Raw genomic sequence first — 15,046 nt, forward strand, 5'->3', positions numbered from 1 at the left:
ACGCTGCGCCTCCAAGTTCTTGGCCAGAAACGGGAAGAAAAGAGGGCGAAAAGAAGAGAAAGGACTAGAACTCTCGAATGCGCTCTTCTCGGCTCTTATCAACAATCGTTCTTAGAAAGTAGACAGGCTTCCAAAGGCGACCGATTGTACTATTAGCGTACTACTCTGTTTTTTCCGCCGGACTTCGCGCTGTACAGGGCATCGTCCACACGCTTCAGTATGCTCGCCTTCGTATCTTCAGGCCTGAAGGTGGCAACTCCGAAGCTGGCCGTTACCTTGAAGCCGAGCTGTTTCTCCGTCTCTCTTTCAAAATTGGTCCTGACTTCTTCGGCAATTTCGGCAGCCTCTTTTCCATCTGTTTCAGGCAGCATTACTATGAACTCTTCGCCGCCGTACCTTACCGTGGTCCGCCTCGGTGAGATTATCTCGTTGAGTATCTTGGCAAACAGCTGCAGTACCCTGTCACCTTCGGGGTGACCCCTCGTGTCGTTCACTTTCTTGAAGTCGTCTATATCGGCCATGATTACCGAGAGAGGTTTGCATGTGGAGCAAAGACTCTCGATCTCCTCATCGAGTTTCTTCATGAAATCGCGTCTGTTCGACAGTCCTGTGAGAGGATCGCAGTTCATGAGTCTCTCGATTTCGGCATTAGCCGCCTGGAGCTCCTTATTCTTCTTTGCCAGTTCTCTCGTGAGAGAAGCCAGCTCGTCGGTTGTCTTCCACATGTTTTCCATGATATCTCCTACTGAGAGACCTATCTTCTCTCCGAAGAACAACCAGCGAGAAGCATCTATCTTTATTACGAAGCCGCTCACAAGATGTATATTGTATCTCGAGTCGGTCATCCCCAGCCTGACGAGACCCGGCCGCTCATTTGTCATCAACTTGATCCCGTTGTCCAATATATACTTTCCGAAATTCTCTCCGACTAACTCCTTCTTGCCTCCGATCAAAGCGGAAAGTGATGGACTGTGATCCAGTATTCGACCTTCCGAGTCGAATAGAACAAGAATCGCTCCCGAAAAGTTCTCCAGACTATCGAAAAACCTGTCCAGACTGCCCAGGATCGCCTCTCTCAGATCATTCACGCTCTTCCCACCAGCATTTTGCCATTTCAACGGCTTCTACCGCAGAGGAAGCCGTTCCATCGGCTCCCAATATCTTCCACAGATCTTCCGATTCGTTTATCACCAGTCCGCCGACCATGATTTTCATCCCTTTTAAGTCGCTATCGAACCTCACCGATTGTATCAACTTTTTCGTGTGAACCAGATTGAACGACATAGTAACTGAGACTGCAAGAAGAAAGGGAGTGTTTTTCTTTAGATGATTCAGAACTTCCGAAACCGGAGTATTCGCACCCAGATAGCTGACATTCCAGCCATTAAGCTCCAGTAGATCGGCGAGAATTCTAGCTCCAAGCTCATGATACTCGTTTTGCGAACATATAACTATCGCCTTCCTTCTCGGATGGGCGAGAACGGTGTCTATCATACTGTATGTGCTGGCCATAAGTCTGTTCATGAGCGAGGTGGCAAGATGCTCCTCCGCAACTGATATCTCGCCCGTTTGCCATAGTGAGCCTATCTCGTACATCGCGGGTTGGACCACTTTGAGGTAGAAATCGGAGAGGGATCTTGCATCTTTGATAGTGTCGATTGCAATCTCCTGAAGTTCGCGATAGCTGCCCTTTAGTAGCGCGAGAACCACCTTTTGTTCTATTACCTTCCACCGTTCATCGACATTCATTCCTATGAGAGCATCTTCCGAACTCTTCACCGATAAATCGTGAGAGGAAAGCATAGCCTCATACACTTTTATAATTTGCTCCGAACTCTCAGAAGTGAGGTGCTCTCTTATCGCTTCCATCCAGGTCTTCAAGACTTCCGGGAAGAAATCTTCCGAGAAATTTCTGGAGGTGTAAGTCTTGTAAACCCAGGGGAGCGTTCTGGCAAGCAGGTCATAATCGTTGAGTCTCAAGACGTTTGAGATAAAGCGCAGATGGTTCGAATTGTTGTCGTACATTATATAAAGCGGATTCATACCTACAAGCTCAGAAATATCCTCTCTGGCGGACATAAGTTCATTGACTCTCGTCAGCAACCTTTCACCCTGAATCTCAAACTCCAGAGCAGCCTCAGGTGAAACGCTTAGACCCTTTCCAAAATCATCTGAAACCCGTCGCACAAAAAACACCTCCTGAAACGGTTCGGTAAGATCCATGCCTTATGCCATATAATCATTATAAACTATGAAAAAATATCCTCATGCAATTTGCAGTGATCTCGAGTCGTCGCGAATATTGAACGCAATTATAACTCCCTACCTTTTCGTTGTTTCTTATCTGTTCGTAAATCTCACCTATGGGGTTCTAAATGCTCTCAGTCCACTCAACTCGAAACGACTAAACTGTTGGTTTTATATTGTAGTCAACGAGTCGGTCGAAATACTCGCGGTTCTTTTCGTATTCGCGGCGGTAGATGATACTCGATGCATCGATCGCATGATCGATGGCCAGAATACCGTCGAGGTGATCTATCTCGTGCTGCAATAGTTCGGATTCTGCATGGCCTAAATTCAGCCATTCATGTTCGATTCCTATCTCGTCTCTGTACTTCAGATCTATTGAACTGTCTCTTTCGAGACGGACCAGCAGATCGGGAAAGGACATGCAATCGTCCCACATGGTGAATTTAAATCCGCTTACACTTACGATCTGCGGGTTCACGATTACAAAGCTACCTTTTCCGAGATCGAGTGCGATTATTCTCTTCAGTATTCCGATCTGTGGCGCGGCTATACCACGGCCGAAACCGTTCTCCCGTCTGAATTCATCGAGAGTCTTCTTGAGCTGGGCAATCTGGCTTAATTTTCTTTGCTATCAAATTCCGTGACTGTAGAAGACCTTTCCCGGAGTAAAGGATTGCCTAGCAACAAAATTTCACACAATATATTTCACCTTCTCGAGCTTATACAGTTTAATTCTGCACAGAGAATTATTCTTGACATTAACCGTCCTATCTAGTCATACGATTCTCTCTTGATTTTCTTCTAATTGCTTCTCTGGCTGCAAGTTTACCGGTCAATATACACATCGGAACACCGGAAGGGCTGTAGGTCCACTTCCCAGCCTGGAGGACACAGGGTATGGGTGTTTTAACAGAGTCAGTGACTTTCATCATGCTAGACACAACAGGTATAGGTTCTTCGAAAGACCAGCCGACGATAGATCCTTCGAAGCTGCCCACCGCTCTTTCCACTGAAAGAGGACTGCTGGAAAACGCGAAAATGACTTTATCCTTCAACTTTGGATAGATCGAATTTGAAAGAACTCCAATGATCTTCTTTTGGAACTCTTCTTTGAACTCGCTGTACCAACCTGTTTCGTGTGCCTTCTTTACGATATCGTATTCAAAAAGAGTGCTGATTATCAGACCCGTCTTTCCGGGCGGAGCCGAGTTTCGGTCTTTGAGCACTGGTATAGATATCTCGTAGGTGTCCAGTTCACAGAATCTGTCGAGCCAGTCGAGAGCCTCCTCTTTCGAATTCCCGGACCAGTTCTTCAGAAGGTCTCTCAGTTGGCTTCGATGAATCTCGCCAAGCCCCTTCCTAGAAGGAGTGTAAAAGAAGTGACCGTTTGAAATTGCCTCAAAAACCTCAGGTGGTTCATCCACTGCGACGAAAACACTGAAAATCGAATCGGTACCATGCTTTTTTGATATCTCGGATCTAAATGTGTTAACCTTTTCAACCACGGCTTCGGGCAGACCTTCTGTTTCTAAAATGGAGTAGAGCCTCTTGAGATCGGCGGTCCACACCAGTTCATTGTACTTGTAGGATCTTCCGCCGTTATCCACGAGTAGTTTTTTCCCTGCATGGATCTCGGTTACTTCCCTGCCTGTCCCGATGTTTCCACCGAATTGAATGATCTTTTCCTTTACGCGTTCTGCTATAGTTCCAACTCCACCTTTTGGATAGAAATAGTCCTGATAAAGATAGAAATAGCTCATAGCGAAGAAAGTAGGAGTGTTTTTGAAGAAGTGCTGATCTATGATATCCCTCAAAGACCCGTTTTTAATGATTTTTCCCAGGAATTCTTCTACGGGCATTTTCAATTTCCCTATTCTTCTTAGAGTCAAGAGAAATTTGAAGAGCCAGGGCAAATATACTTTGACAAAATGAGACTTGTTGTTTTTGAAGTCCATGAAGAGAGGATTATCTACACCATACAGAATCTCCATATCTTTCATGATTCTCCTGACAAATGAAATCACTCTCTCGATGTCTTTCTCGCTGTTTGGATACATCTTTTTTAAAAGATCGGAGTACTCTTTCACGCTTTCCTTTGAAGTCACATTTATCACGCTATCTTCTATTCCCACAGATACAGGGTTTTTGACTATTTCAATGTCGATCCCGAGTTCTTTGAGCATCGGCAGGATAATTCCCGCGCTTTCGAGCGCTTTCACTCCGCCATCAAAGAGAAAACCATCCCTTGAGAAGGAGTTGACGAGGCCGCCACACTTTTCGTTCTTCTCCAGCAAAAGAACACTGGCTCCAGCCTTTGCAAGATAAGCCGCGCCTGTCAATCCTGCTATTCCTCCACCAACAACAACAGCATCATAGACTTCCATCTTTGAGCGCCCCCATTCGTAAGCTTTCCACCCAGAGTTTTCTAGCGATTTCCATATCAAGAGCAGGTGGAGCAGGAATTTCTTCCGTCGTCAAATTGAAGAACTTTCCACTTATACCTTCGAGATCACTCGAAACACCAAGGTAGTAAAGAGCTTCCGCCGAAATCTCAGGCGAGCGGGAGAGTTTATCTACTATCGTTCTCTTATACCATCTGTAAAATGCGCCGTTTTCCTTCCCGGTTCCAGTTCTCACAGCTCCGGGGTGCATTGCGTTCATCGTAACTCCGCTTTCCTCGAAGTATTCATTGAAGATCATCATGCTTAGAAGCTGGGCAGTTTTCGCAGAACCGTAGGCTCGAAGACCGCTGTAACGCCTCTTTTGCCAGTTAAGATCGTCTGGTCTTATTCCCCACACTGCAAAACGGTGACCTTCCGAATTCACCATCAACACCCGTGCCTTCTCCTGCGCCTTAAGCTTATCTTTTATAAGATAGTTTATTACGAAGGAAGAGAGATAATTGACGGCGAATGTCGTTTCAAAACCATCCTCAGTTAATTCCCTGTGCTTCAGGAAAACTCCCGCGTTGTGTATCAGGACATCTATCGGCTCTTTCATGGCAGAGAGTTCTTTCCCGACCCTCAAGCTATCTTTTAGGCTGCTGAAATCCGCTATCATGTAAGAGCATTCAACACCAAAATCTCGCTTGAGCTCATCGCACAGCCTTTTCGATTTCTCTTCGCTTCTGTTAATCGACAGAATCCGCGCACCATGGCTTGCGTACTTCCTGCATGTGTAGTATCCGATTCCGGACGTTCCACCTGTGATTACCATGAGTCGATCCTTGAAATCATCTTTGCAGATCCCGGGATTTGCCTTGTTGTTTTTGATCATCGCGAAGATGTTAGACCATTTGTATTGTTTCCAATATCTGGCAATTGCGCTCTTCTGTTTCTCCATTGGCAACACCTATCCGAAATGCTTTCTCATGAACTTTCTGTAAGGTTTTCTGAATGCCGGGATGTTGTCGAAAATGTCGCCCCAGAGGTCGTAATAGTCCCTCTGCTCGATGATCTTGCCTCCTTCATTCAGAGAAAGTCGGCTCGCGCCATAAATTACCGAAGTCCTAGTTTTCTTGAAGAGAATTGTCATCTCCCATTCCACAAAGACAGTTCTATCTTCCATCACGACTCTCAAGACGGCCATTTTCAGCTCTTTAGATCTCTTTGCAAGCCTTTCTGTCATCTTCTTGAATTCCTCAAGCCCTCTGATCTCTTGAATCGTATCTTTAAATATAATATTCTCGTCGTAATAGGGCAAAATATGCGACCAATCGGGTTTTCCTTCTGTGTTGTATGTCTTTGACCAGAGCTCGCGTATTTGATCTGCACTTTCTATAGAGAATTCATCCATAAACACCTCGTTATTTGGTTGAAGCTTCTGCCTTTAGACACCGGCAAAAAGCAGTTTGATTATTACATTCATTCATGGAGTTTTGTCAAAATGGGTTTGATTCAGCCATCATCTGAGTTCCTATTTTTTTCAGTAACATACAGATAGAGTGTTTCAACAGATTCGACATATTTAATGACTTCATCCCTGCTTAATGGAGCCGGACGGGTCTCTCCGGTGGCCCAAAGTTCTACCTGATCAAAGAAATGAGGACTTCGTGGGTCTTCGGACACTCCGGGCGGGAGGAATGCGCGGGAGTTGTTTATATCAGAGAGATCAACCACCTGAGTATATGAATTTCCCAACTGCGACCAAATGGTATTTGCCGATGTTGTAGAGAGATAGGGCATATATCGATTCGCATCGGGATATATCGATGGAAAACCTTCAAGATTAGCCTGATAGATCATAACTTGTGGTCCTTTCTGAGGGGCGTTTTTCCGGATGCTAGCTGCGGCAGTTTCGAGAACCTGGTTGACCCAGATTGTCACCTCTTCTTCGTCTGGCAATGTCCCGGATCTTTCAAACTCGGCAAGGACAGAACGAAGGAGATATATATTTCCAGCGTGGCCTCCACCATATTTCGAAGCAAGAAGAGCGGTCGCTGTATTACTCCTGAGGCTACGATGCATAACCTGGACGAGAGTCTCGGCGAGATCAGAGACCCTGCTGTATTCTACCAGCCGATAATCCCATCCATCGAAGGCGCTTAAAAACCTCGAGGAATTCTGCGAAAGCGAGTTCCTTTCGAGCAAAATTGCTGCGAGAATTAGAAATTCACGGGCTATTGCCGAAACATTGTCCCGGTGAATCTCCGAAAAGCCTGCAAAAGTGAAGCCATCTTGATTATCAAGCAACTCGTAAAGCCTCATGCTTCTGGGGTTATGGCCTGTTCCACCGGTGCCAATCGTTAAGGAATGCGGATACCAGTCTCCAACGGGCAGGTGATTTGCGCTGGCAACGAACCCTGAAGAAGGATTTAGAACATGCGGTAACTCTTCAAATGGCACGTAACCATTCCATTCCTCGTCACCCGTCCAGCCGATCTGGGGAAGTCCAGGCCTTCCAGAACGGATCGGAATTGCAGCGGCTGTGTAGTATCCGATATTACCCGATACATCGGCGTACACAATATGGATACCAGGGAACATGTAATCACTCAATCCACAGGTGAACTCTTTCCAGTTCCTCGATCGCATCATTGATAACATTCCCGTTATAGGCGTATTCATCTCTTCAGCGGCGACATATTTCAATGAAAAGTGTTCTGTGGGTCTTGCTCCTTCGAGAAACGCATCCACAATGGGTCCGTGAATCGTTCTGTTAATAGTAATTTCAACAGGCTCTTCATCCCGAATATCGATCACTTCGGTATAAGACTGAACTGGATACCAGTTCTCTTTGAAGAGGAATCTGGATTCATCATCACTGAGTTTCTCTTGAAAAAGATCGCTGTTATCCGAACCAAGCGCAGTTGCGCCCCACGCTAGATGTTCGTTCCAGCCTATAAGAAATCCCGGTGAGCCTGCGACACAAATCCCTCTTACATTGTAGTTGCCGCCGCTAAGGTGTATTTCATACCAGAGAGAAGGAAGTGTGACCGCAATTTGTGGATCGCTCTCTAAAAGAGGACCACCTGTAATAGTCTTGCTTCCTGAGATCGTCCAGGCGTGACTGGCCTTCAATGAATCCCACTCAGGCCAGGCGCTTAGCTCGTTCAGATTTTCGTTTTCCATGATACGACGGTATATATCGGGATCGGTACTAATAAAATCGGCTTCAGTTACTATTGCAGCGGAATTATCTATAATAACGTTATCTTGAGTCGCTTCACTCCTCAACAGTTGCTCATAGCTGCGGAGGGCTGTTACTTCGTTTTGCCACGATCTGTCAAATCTCTCTGAGATGCGCATCCACACAGCGATGCTATCGGCAACCGTCCATGGATCCGGAACGATTCCGGCTTCATGGAAAGCAGGATTCAGATCGTCGAGATGAGTCTCCAGATAGTAGTTCACTCCCCCGGCGTAAGCTTCGAGTATATTCTTTGTCTCACACTGAAGTTGATCGGCAATTTCCTGCGCGTGTTTGTAAAGTCCAAGTGTACGCATGAGTTTGTCCGATTCCAGCCAGTCCTTTCCGTAGATTTCTGCCAGTCTTCCCTCAACTTTTCGTCGGGAAAGCTCCATTTGAAACATACGGTCCTGGGCAGTGGCATAACCCGCCCCAAAAAAGAGTTCCAAATCTGTTTCTGCGTATATATGGGCGACTCCCCAATAATCACGGACAATCTCGATCTGATCTCCAAACAACCTGGTTGGAGAAGAGATGAAAGATACCAACATAAAGATCGCCAGTAACCAGAATATTGTTTGTTTTGCCATGTTCACTCCTTGAACTAATCATCTAGATTTACCTTACAATTATAAAGTGCTTTGCTCTGAACCAGATGTTCTTCAGGGAGACAGTTCTTTTTTTAGTCGAAGTTCATAATTTGAGAATCTCACACCAACGACGGTTCGATTAAGTGAAATTACCCGTGAATCTTTTTCAGATGTGTTTGCCCGGGCTCTGATAGAATAATATTGTGGTCACTCTTTTTCTCATAGAGAGATTGGAGGGTTACGGATGAGTCAGCTGGTAGTCACGGGGAACACAAAACTGATCGGGGAGATCAGGGCAAGCGGTTCCAAGAATTCGGTTCTTCCAATACTTGCCGCAACGGTGATGATTGAAGAACCCGTTGTGATAAAAAACGTCCCCGAGCTCAAAGACGTGGAGACCATGATCTCCATACTTCAGCAGATAGGAAAGGTCGTTACTTTCAAGGACGAAACGGTTACGGTAAAACCTGGCGAGGTACTCATAGGGTCGGTGCCGTACGAGCTGGTCAGGAAGATGAGAGCTTCTTTCAATGTTATAGGCCCGTTGGCCATGATCTGCGGCTGGGCGAGAGTGGGTAAGCCCGGAGGTTGCAACATAGGCCAAAGGCCCGTTGATTTTCACCTCAAAGGGCTTGAGGCTTTCGGTTTCAAGATCTCGGAGGAACACGGCGATGTTCTGGCTATGATACCTTCGGAGTTCAAGAAAGAGATAATCTATACGCTTCCCTTCCCGAGTGTCGGAGCCACCGAGCAATTGATGACAACGGCGTCCCTGATGAGCGGGACACATGTAATAATCGAAAATGCCGCCCGTGAACCGGAGATAACCGATCTCCAGGGTTTTTTAAACTCCTGTGGTGCAAGAGTCAGCGGAGCTTCAACCCCAACAATAGAGGTGTACGGAGTTTCCAATCTTCACGGATGCGATTATAGCGTGATTCCAGATAGGATCGAAGCAGGGACCTATCTCCTTGGCGCGTTGACTACAAAGGGAGACATCACCATAAAAGGTGCCAGGTACGATCACATAATCTCCCTGATAAGCGTTCTGGAAGAGATGGGAGCAGGGGTGGAGAAGGGAAACGACTTTGTAAGAGGATTCTGGAAGGGTCCGTTAAAACCGGTAACCGTTTCTTCAGAACCTTACCCCGGTTTCCCGACGGATCTACAGCCGCTCCTCACGAGCGTTCTAACTACCGTAGAAGGAACCTCTATTCTAGAAGAGAACGTATTTGAAAACCGGTTCGGCTACGTTGACGAACTCAACAGAATGGGAGCGAAGATAAAAGTATCCAGCAGGCAGGCCTTCATAGTTGGTGTACACAGGCTAAGCGGTGCAGAGGTTGTTGCTCCGGACATAAGGGCCGGTGCGGCTCTGGTCATGGCAGGTCTGGCAGCCGACGGCGAGACTATTATAAACAACGTGACTCACATATTCAGGGGTTACGAACGTTTTCAGGAAAAGTTGAGCAGACTCGGAGCAAAGATCGCTTATTACGACGACCGGTGATTGATGAGGTGGTCCTTGCGCATTTTCGGAAACGAACCTGATAAATCTCGAGGGCGTTTGCTAAAAATTTGTGGGAGTGCAGCAGTTTTGTATATCAGGAAGGTGTTCGATTGAACGGACAACGAATAGAGAAAGTCAGGGAAGCGATTTCAATATTGGGGGAGCGTATTCTTTCGTGTGATCTCTGCCCGAAGAACTGTAGGGTCAACAGGTTCATGACGGCCGGCTTTTGCAGGCAGTTTTCAGATCCCAGGGTTTCGGCGATAGTTTTACACTTCGGCGAGGAGCCTCCTCTGGTAAAGAAGGGAGGGGCAGGAGCCGTTTTCTTCAGCGGGTGTACCATGAGCTGTATATACTGTCAGAACTTCGCCTTCAGCCAGAAAAACAATGGCAGAGAGATTTCCGTTGAACGGCTCGGAGAAGCCTTCTTGAGCGTAGAAAGAGAAGGCGCCGTCTGTCTGGATTTGGTCACTCCGACGCCGAACCTGTACGGATTTCTCAGGGCTTATGAATATGCTCTCGTAAGAGGCTTTTCGCTTCCGATTGTCTTCAACACCAGCGGTTACGAAAGACCCGATACCTTGAAACTTCTGGAAGGCATTGTCGACGTTTATCTTGCCGATATAAGATACACAGACGACAAAATAGGAAAGAAATACTCCGGCGTTGCCGACTACTGGTCGGTCACCAGGAAAGCGATCAGAGAGATGTTTTCCCAGGTCGGCTCTTTCAAAGATGAGGAAATGAGAGGTGTGATAATAAGGCATCTCGTTCTTCCTGAAAATTTAGCGGGGACCCGGGAGATGGCAGAATACGTGGCCTTCGAACTTTCGGCCTCCGTTCCCATATCACTAATGTCCCAGTACAGACCAGTTTACAGGGCTCGTGAATACCCCGAAATATCCAGAAGGATTACGCAGGAAGAATACAACGATGCACTCGAAATAATAGATAATTACGGTTTGACAGGCTGGATGCAGCATTTCGATCTTGAAGAACCGTTCCGGGCCAGGCCAGTCGGGTGGGATCAATGATATTCACGATTTCCCTGTTTCTCTGGATAACATTTTTTGGAAAGATCACACCGATGGCTCTAATTTCCGGCGTAATCGTTTCGGGTTTTGTCCAATACATTGCATCGAAACTTATCCCGAAGGGTCCATCTGTAAGAATGGCTTTCAAGATCTTAATGTCGCTACCCCCAGCCATTTTCCAGTCTTTCAGGCTGCTTTTCTCCAGGCCAGTATTCACGGTCAGGTCTGAAGGAATACCGGAAAATCGGATCGAGGAGTTCGGCAAGATCCTTTCGGTGACCATGACTCCTGAGGAGATAGTCATTTCCAAGGATAGAGAAGGTTTTCTGATCCACGAGGTGAAACATTGATTTTTTACATAACGATGTTCTCCCTTATGGCTTCAATAGCCATGCTGGTTTGGTTTTCAGCCGGACAGAATCCTTGGAGATTACTCATTGGATATTCGTCAATTTCCACCAGACTTCTCGTGGGGATAGTCTTTATAGAACTGGTGACGCGGGTCGATTTCATATCCGAGGTTGCCTTGCTCTTTCTCATATTAAACACCAGCGGCACTATAATTGCGGCATATTATCTGGGGGTGCGCAGATAATGGAAATCGTAGGTCACTTTTTTCTCTTCGCTGGACTGGTTTTCGTAGTTATAGGAACCCTGCGTTCGATAATAGCACACACAGTAATCGCCACTTTGCACTTTTTGACTATTGCCGACACCGTCGGCCTGATTTTTATAGTCGTCTCGGCCTTTTTTTTCGGCTGTCTCTCTATAATCGAGACAATAGCTTTCGTGGCTGCCCTGATGGTAACCGGCCCGCTGGTTACCCATGTAATCGCCCGTGCTTATATCAACTCGGAGGGAGAGGGATGAATACAGTAGCGATCATGATCGGTGCCCTCTACCTGATCAGCGCAGTAATAGTCGTAGCATCCAAAAACAGTTTCCAGGCCGTTATCTGGTTCGGAATAATGGGTTCGCTTTCGGCTATCGTCATGCTCTTGGCAGGTGCTCCCGACGTAGCGATGACGCAGTTCACCGTTGGCGTCGCTCTAGTTCTAATAGTTTACATTATGGCTTTGAAGCGCCAGAGGAGAGTTCGGCTGGGTTTTGTGAATGTCCCCTCGATGATCGAGGCCGGTTCGGGCGGTTTGAAGGGACTGGAATGGGAGATCATGAAGAGAATAGACGAAAAGGAAGGGTACCATATAGAGGCGATGGCCTTTGAGAGCAGAGAGGCGGCTATCAAAGCGGTAGAAGCGCATGAGATAGATATCCTGTGCGGTGCCTTCACTCAGGAAGAACTTTCTGGAGATACCCGGGGTATCGCTTATCTTGAAACTTCGATCTTCGATTTTGAAGGGGTCGAAGTTGATTTCGTGAAGCTGAAGCAATTGAGTAGAATGTCGGTTTCACCCCGGCCCGTCTTTTTGAAGAAGAGCAATTACGTTTTTATCGTCTCCAGGAGTTCCGAAGATCTTGCCAGAATTCTTTCGAACGATATAGAGAATATGGTTAAGGATGGAAGGATGGAGAAGATAGTGGGGAGATATCTGTGAAGGTCGTGAAGATTCTGGGTATTATCGCCGCGTCGATGATTTTCCTGGTTGTGGTTCTTCAGGCGAAAATCGACCTCGTCTTTCCAGAAGGGTTGGAAGTGATAATCGGACGTACAAACATTCCAAATGCCGTTACAGCTGTTTATCTGGAGACTCGACTTTACGATACCATTTTCGAGGTCATAGTCTTCAGTATTACGGCACTCGGAGTGACGACGCTCTTCAGCTCGCTTCCAAGGAGTGATGAAGGGAGCCAACAGGTCTTCGGTTCAGTGACAGTTTATAGCGGAGGACTGGCTGCGCTTTCAATAACGCTCTTTCTTTATTTGGTGCTGGAAGGACATATCAGTCCTGGTGGAGGCTTCGTGGGAGGAGTCGTTCTCGCCACCGGGATAGTTACCTATGGATTGACATCGAACTTCGCAAAAGCCAACTCTCACTACGATAGGTTCAAAATCAAGATGCTGGAAAACGCAAGCTTGATAATAATCTTCTCTTTGGTCTCTTTCATCATTCTCTTTCCGGAAATGCACGCAAGATTGCTCGCAGGAGGCGAGTTCGGAGAGGTGCTTAGCGGCGGGTTGATTCCGGTTCTGAATATTCTTATCGGCATAAAAGTCTATGCCGGAGCATGGAAGATGTCGAGCGAATTTATAAACAGACGGGGTACACTATGACTGGAAACGTTATCTTTTATATGTCTGTGGCCGGCATGCTCGTGGGAACGATAGGCATGCTCCTTTCCAGAAACATCATAAAGAAGATCCTCTCTCTGGGAATCGTGGAAACATCTATAAATACACTCTACGCCGGTATCAGTTCAAGAAGGAGTATAATAGCGCCGATCGTAAATGGCGATTTCTCTATCGCTTACGCCGATCCGATCCCGCAAGCCGTCATAATAACCGGCATTGTAATATCCTTCGCCCTTCTCTGTCTATCGCTGGTCTTCGCGATAATTATCTACAACAAATATCACACTATGGATATCGGGACTATCGAATCGAACTTCGAGAGGGAAAAAGAATGATTTTCATGATCTTTCTGCCAGTTTTGGGTGGAATAATCTGTCTTATACTCAGGGAGAGGCGGCAACTCTGTGCCGGTTTGGCGTTACTTGCAACGATAATCAATGGAAGTTTCTTACCCTTCTATCTCTTCGGGAAGCTCGATGTGAACTTGGGAAACTGGGGAGAACTTGGCATAAGACTGGCTATGGATGACCTCGCCATACCATTCATTCTTTCAACCTTCCTTGTAATGCTGGCGATAACTCTTAACTCTTTGAGGAAGAACTACGATGGTTTCTTCTACAGCCTGATCCTCATCATGTACGGCACATTGAATTCGATCTTTCTTTCTAGAGATCTTTTCAACGTTTTCGTTACCGTGGAGCTGGTATCGATCATCTCCTTCATACTGATCTCCTACGAAAAGAAGGGCCGCCAGGCCTGGGCCAGTCTAAAGTACCTTCTACTCTCATCGCTAGGGTTGAATTTCTTTCTGTTGGGGATAGGACTGGTGTACATGGAGACCGGCTCTTTCGCCATGGAAGGATTGAATAGTGTTTCAAGTATAGCCTCGGTTTTGATATTCGGAGGACTTGCTGTGAAGTCCGGCCTCTTCCTCTTTTCCATGTGGCTTCCCGACGCCCACTCCAACGCGCCGGTAGAGGTTTCGCCTATTCTCTCGGGTCTGGTCGTGAAGATCGATGTCTATCTCTCTATAAGGTTCGTCCAGTATGAGTCCTTCGGCTGGTTGAAAGACGAGTTCGTGTACATAGGTATATTCAGCGCAATTGCCGGCATTATCTTCGCCGTGAACTCCAAAGACGCCAAGCGTCTCTTGGCTTACTCCACTATTTCGCAAGTTGGGTTCATGATGGTTACATGCGACAAGGTCACTTCATGGCACGGTTTCAGTCATGCTGTTTTCAAAACACTCCTCTTTCTAGTTGCCGGAAATGTATCCACGAGGCTCGGAACTAAAAAGTACAAAGACTGGTCGGGTAGAATAACCCGTATAGAGTACCTTTTCCTTCTGGTTGGTTCGCTGGCAATTTCCGGATTTCCGTTGACATCCGGTTGCGTTACCAAAGAAGTGATTATACACGGCGCTTGCTGTCCCTGGTTGAAGGTTCTTATGATGCTCTCGTCCATTGGTACAGCCATGATTTTTTCTAAATTCATTTTTTTGAAGCCCTCTAAAGAGATGGGGAAACTGCCCATCGGTACGCTCTTGGCATATTCGATTCTCTCGATAACCATAATGATTCACGGAATCGTAGGCTTCAAGATCTACATGTTCGAGTCGTTTCTTATGATCATGGTCGGTATTGGCTTGTATTTCCTTTGCAGGAAGTTCATGAGACCTCTGCCTGTCTTTTTTGAAAGGATCGACAACTCCCTGGCGGTCTATCTTATCATGTTCCTTTTTTCGATTGGATTCGTAATTCTTTCCACTTGAAAAGGGCGGTAG

General features: G+C 46.5%; 16 protein-coding genes. 9 read left to right on the forward strand and 7 right to left on the reverse strand.

Annotated elements, in window-relative coordinates:
* Positions 1-152: 152 nt before the first annotated feature.
* The 7 genes from MESINF_RS07050 to MESINF_RS07080 all read right to left on the reverse strand — a co-directional run bounded on the left by MESINF_RS07050 (position 153) and on the right by MESINF_RS07080 (position 8,468).
* Positions 153-1,088 (reverse strand): GGDEF domain-containing protein, encoded by a 936-nt coding sequence (locus tag MESINF_RS07050; RefSeq protein WP_169699168.1) that lies wholly within the window; start codon positions 1,086-1,088, stop codon positions 153-155.
* Positions 1,081-2,187 (reverse strand): cobalamin B12-binding domain-containing protein, encoded by a 1,107-nt coding sequence (locus MESINF_RS07055; RefSeq protein WP_231936653.1) that lies wholly within the window; start codon positions 2,185-2,187, stop codon positions 1,081-1,083. Before MESINF_RS07055 ends, MESINF_RS07050 begins: the two co-directional genes overlap by 8 nt.
* 217 nt (positions 2,188-2,404) lie before the next feature.
* Complete coding sequence (locus tag MESINF_RS07060; RefSeq protein WP_331838482.1) at positions 2,405-2,860, reverse strand: peptide deformylase; 456 nt, start codon at positions 2,858-2,860, stop codon at positions 2,405-2,407.
* A 157-nt stretch (positions 2,861-3,017) separates the two neighbouring features.
* Complete coding sequence (locus MESINF_RS07065; protein WP_169699170.1) at positions 3,018-4,634, reverse strand: phytoene desaturase family protein; 1,617 nt, start codon at positions 4,632-4,634, stop codon at positions 3,018-3,020.
* Positions 4,621-5,592: an SDR family NAD(P)-dependent oxidoreductase gene (locus MESINF_RS07070; protein ID WP_169699171.1), complete on the reverse strand. Its 972-nt coding sequence runs from the start codon at positions 5,590-5,592 to the stop codon at positions 4,621-4,623. The genes MESINF_RS07065 and MESINF_RS07070 overlap by 14 nt, the downstream gene beginning before the upstream one ends.
* A gap of 9 nt (positions 5,593-5,601) precedes the next feature.
* Positions 5,602-6,045 (reverse strand): nuclear transport factor 2 family protein, encoded by a 444-nt coding sequence (locus MESINF_RS07075; protein ID WP_169699172.1) that lies wholly within the window; start codon positions 6,043-6,045, stop codon positions 5,602-5,604.
* A gap of 101 nt (positions 6,046-6,146) precedes the next feature.
* The gene (locus MESINF_RS07080; protein WP_169699173.1) at positions 6,147-8,468 is read right to left on the reverse strand and encodes a penicillin acylase family protein; all 2,322 of its coding nucleotides are present in this window, start codon (positions 8,466-8,468) and stop codon (positions 6,147-6,149) included.
* 244 nt (positions 8,469-8,712) lie between these two features.
* On the opposite strand from MESINF_RS07080, the gene murA reads away from it, so the two are divergent.
* The 9 genes from murA (at position 8,713) to MESINF_RS07125 (ending at position 15,034) form a co-directional block, all read left to right on the forward strand.
* Positions 8,713-9,978 (forward strand): UDP-N-acetylglucosamine 1-carboxyvinyltransferase, encoded by a 1,266-nt coding sequence (murA, locus tag MESINF_RS07085; protein WP_169699174.1) that lies wholly within the window; start codon positions 8,713-8,715, stop codon positions 9,976-9,978.
* Between the two features lie 110 nt (positions 9,979-10,088).
* A complete protein-coding gene (locus MESINF_RS07090) occupies positions 10,089-11,012 on the forward strand; it encodes a radical SAM protein (RefSeq protein ID WP_231936654.1) in 924 nt (307 codons plus the stop codon).
* Complete coding sequence (locus tag MESINF_RS07095) at positions 11,009-11,362, forward strand: hypothetical protein (RefSeq protein ID WP_169699175.1); 354 nt, start codon at positions 11,009-11,011, stop codon at positions 11,360-11,362. Before MESINF_RS07090 ends, MESINF_RS07095 begins: the two co-directional genes overlap by 4 nt.
* Complete coding sequence (locus tag MESINF_RS07100) at positions 11,359-11,607, forward strand: hypothetical protein (protein ID WP_169699176.1); 249 nt, start codon at positions 11,359-11,361, stop codon at positions 11,605-11,607. Before MESINF_RS07095 ends, MESINF_RS07100 begins: the two co-directional genes overlap by 4 nt.
* Positions 11,607-11,882 (forward strand): monovalent cation/H(+) antiporter subunit G, encoded by a 276-nt coding sequence (locus MESINF_RS07105; RefSeq protein ID WP_231936655.1) that lies wholly within the window; start codon positions 11,607-11,609, stop codon positions 11,880-11,882. The genes MESINF_RS07100 and MESINF_RS07105 overlap by 1 nt, the downstream gene beginning before the upstream one ends.
* Positions 11,879-12,568 (forward strand): hydrogenase subunit MbhD domain-containing protein, encoded by a 690-nt coding sequence (locus MESINF_RS07110; RefSeq protein ID WP_169699177.1) that lies wholly within the window; start codon positions 11,879-11,881, stop codon positions 12,566-12,568. Before MESINF_RS07105 ends, MESINF_RS07110 begins: the two co-directional genes overlap by 4 nt.
* A complete protein-coding gene (locus MESINF_RS07115) occupies positions 12,565-13,245 on the forward strand; it encodes an MnhB domain-containing protein (protein WP_231936656.1) in 681 nt (226 codons plus the stop codon). Before MESINF_RS07110 ends, MESINF_RS07115 begins: the two co-directional genes overlap by 4 nt.
* Positions 13,242-13,598 carry a sodium:proton antiporter gene (locus tag MESINF_RS07120; RefSeq protein ID WP_169699178.1) on the forward strand — a complete coding sequence of 119 codons (357 nt, stop codon included), beginning with the start codon at positions 13,242-13,244 and terminating at the stop codon, positions 13,596-13,598. Before MESINF_RS07115 ends, MESINF_RS07120 begins: the two co-directional genes overlap by 4 nt.
* On the forward strand, positions 13,595-15,034 hold the full coding sequence (locus MESINF_RS07125) for a proton-conducting transporter transmembrane domain-containing protein (RefSeq protein ID WP_169699179.1): 1,440 nt from the start codon (positions 13,595-13,597) through the stop codon (positions 15,032-15,034). The genes MESINF_RS07120 and MESINF_RS07125 overlap by 4 nt, the downstream gene beginning before the upstream one ends.
* Positions 15,035-15,046 lie beyond the last annotated feature (12 nt).

This window comes from Mesotoga infera, from assembly GCF_900157305.1.
In the GTDB taxonomy this organism is placed as follows: domain Bacteria; phylum Thermotogota; class Thermotogae; order Petrotogales; family Kosmotogaceae; genus Mesotoga; species Mesotoga infera.

What these genes read in the sequence shown, in the direction of transcription:
- MESINF_RS07065 (WP_169699170.1), bottom strand. Translation starts at nt 4,634, where the DNA reads ATGGAAGTCTATGATGCTGTTGTTGTTGGTGGAGGAATAGCAGGATTG.
- MESINF_RS07070 (WP_169699171.1), bottom strand. Translation starts at nt 5,592, where the DNA reads ATGGAGAAACAGAAGAGCGCAATTGCCAGATATTGGAAACAATACAAA.
- MESINF_RS07075 (WP_169699172.1), bottom strand. Translation starts at nt 6,045, where the DNA reads ATGGATGAATTCTCTATAGAAAGTGCAGATCAAATACGCGAGCTCTGG.
- MESINF_RS07080 (WP_169699173.1), bottom strand. Translation starts at nt 8,468, where the DNA reads ATGGCAAAACAAACAATATTCTGGTTACTGGCGATCTTTATGTTGGTA.
- murA (WP_169699174.1), top strand. Translation starts at nt 8,713, where the DNA reads ATGAGTCAGCTGGTAGTCACGGGGAACACAAAACTGATCGGGGAGATC.
- MESINF_RS07095 (WP_169699175.1), top strand. Translation starts at nt 11,009, where the DNA reads ATGATATTCACGATTTCCCTGTTTCTCTGGATAACATTTTTTGGAAAG.
- MESINF_RS07105 (WP_231936655.1), top strand. Translation starts at nt 11,607, where the DNA reads ATGGAAATCGTAGGTCACTTTTTTCTCTTCGCTGGACTGGTTTTCGTA.
- MESINF_RS07110 (WP_169699177.1), top strand. Translation starts at nt 11,879, where the DNA reads ATGAATACAGTAGCGATCATGATCGGTGCCCTCTACCTGATCAGCGCA.
- MESINF_RS07120 (WP_169699178.1), top strand. Translation starts at nt 13,242, where the DNA reads ATGACTGGAAACGTTATCTTTTATATGTCTGTGGCCGGCATGCTCGTG.
- MESINF_RS07125 (WP_169699179.1), top strand. Translation starts at nt 13,595, where the DNA reads ATGATTTTCATGATCTTTCTGCCAGTTTTGGGTGGAATAATCTGTCTT.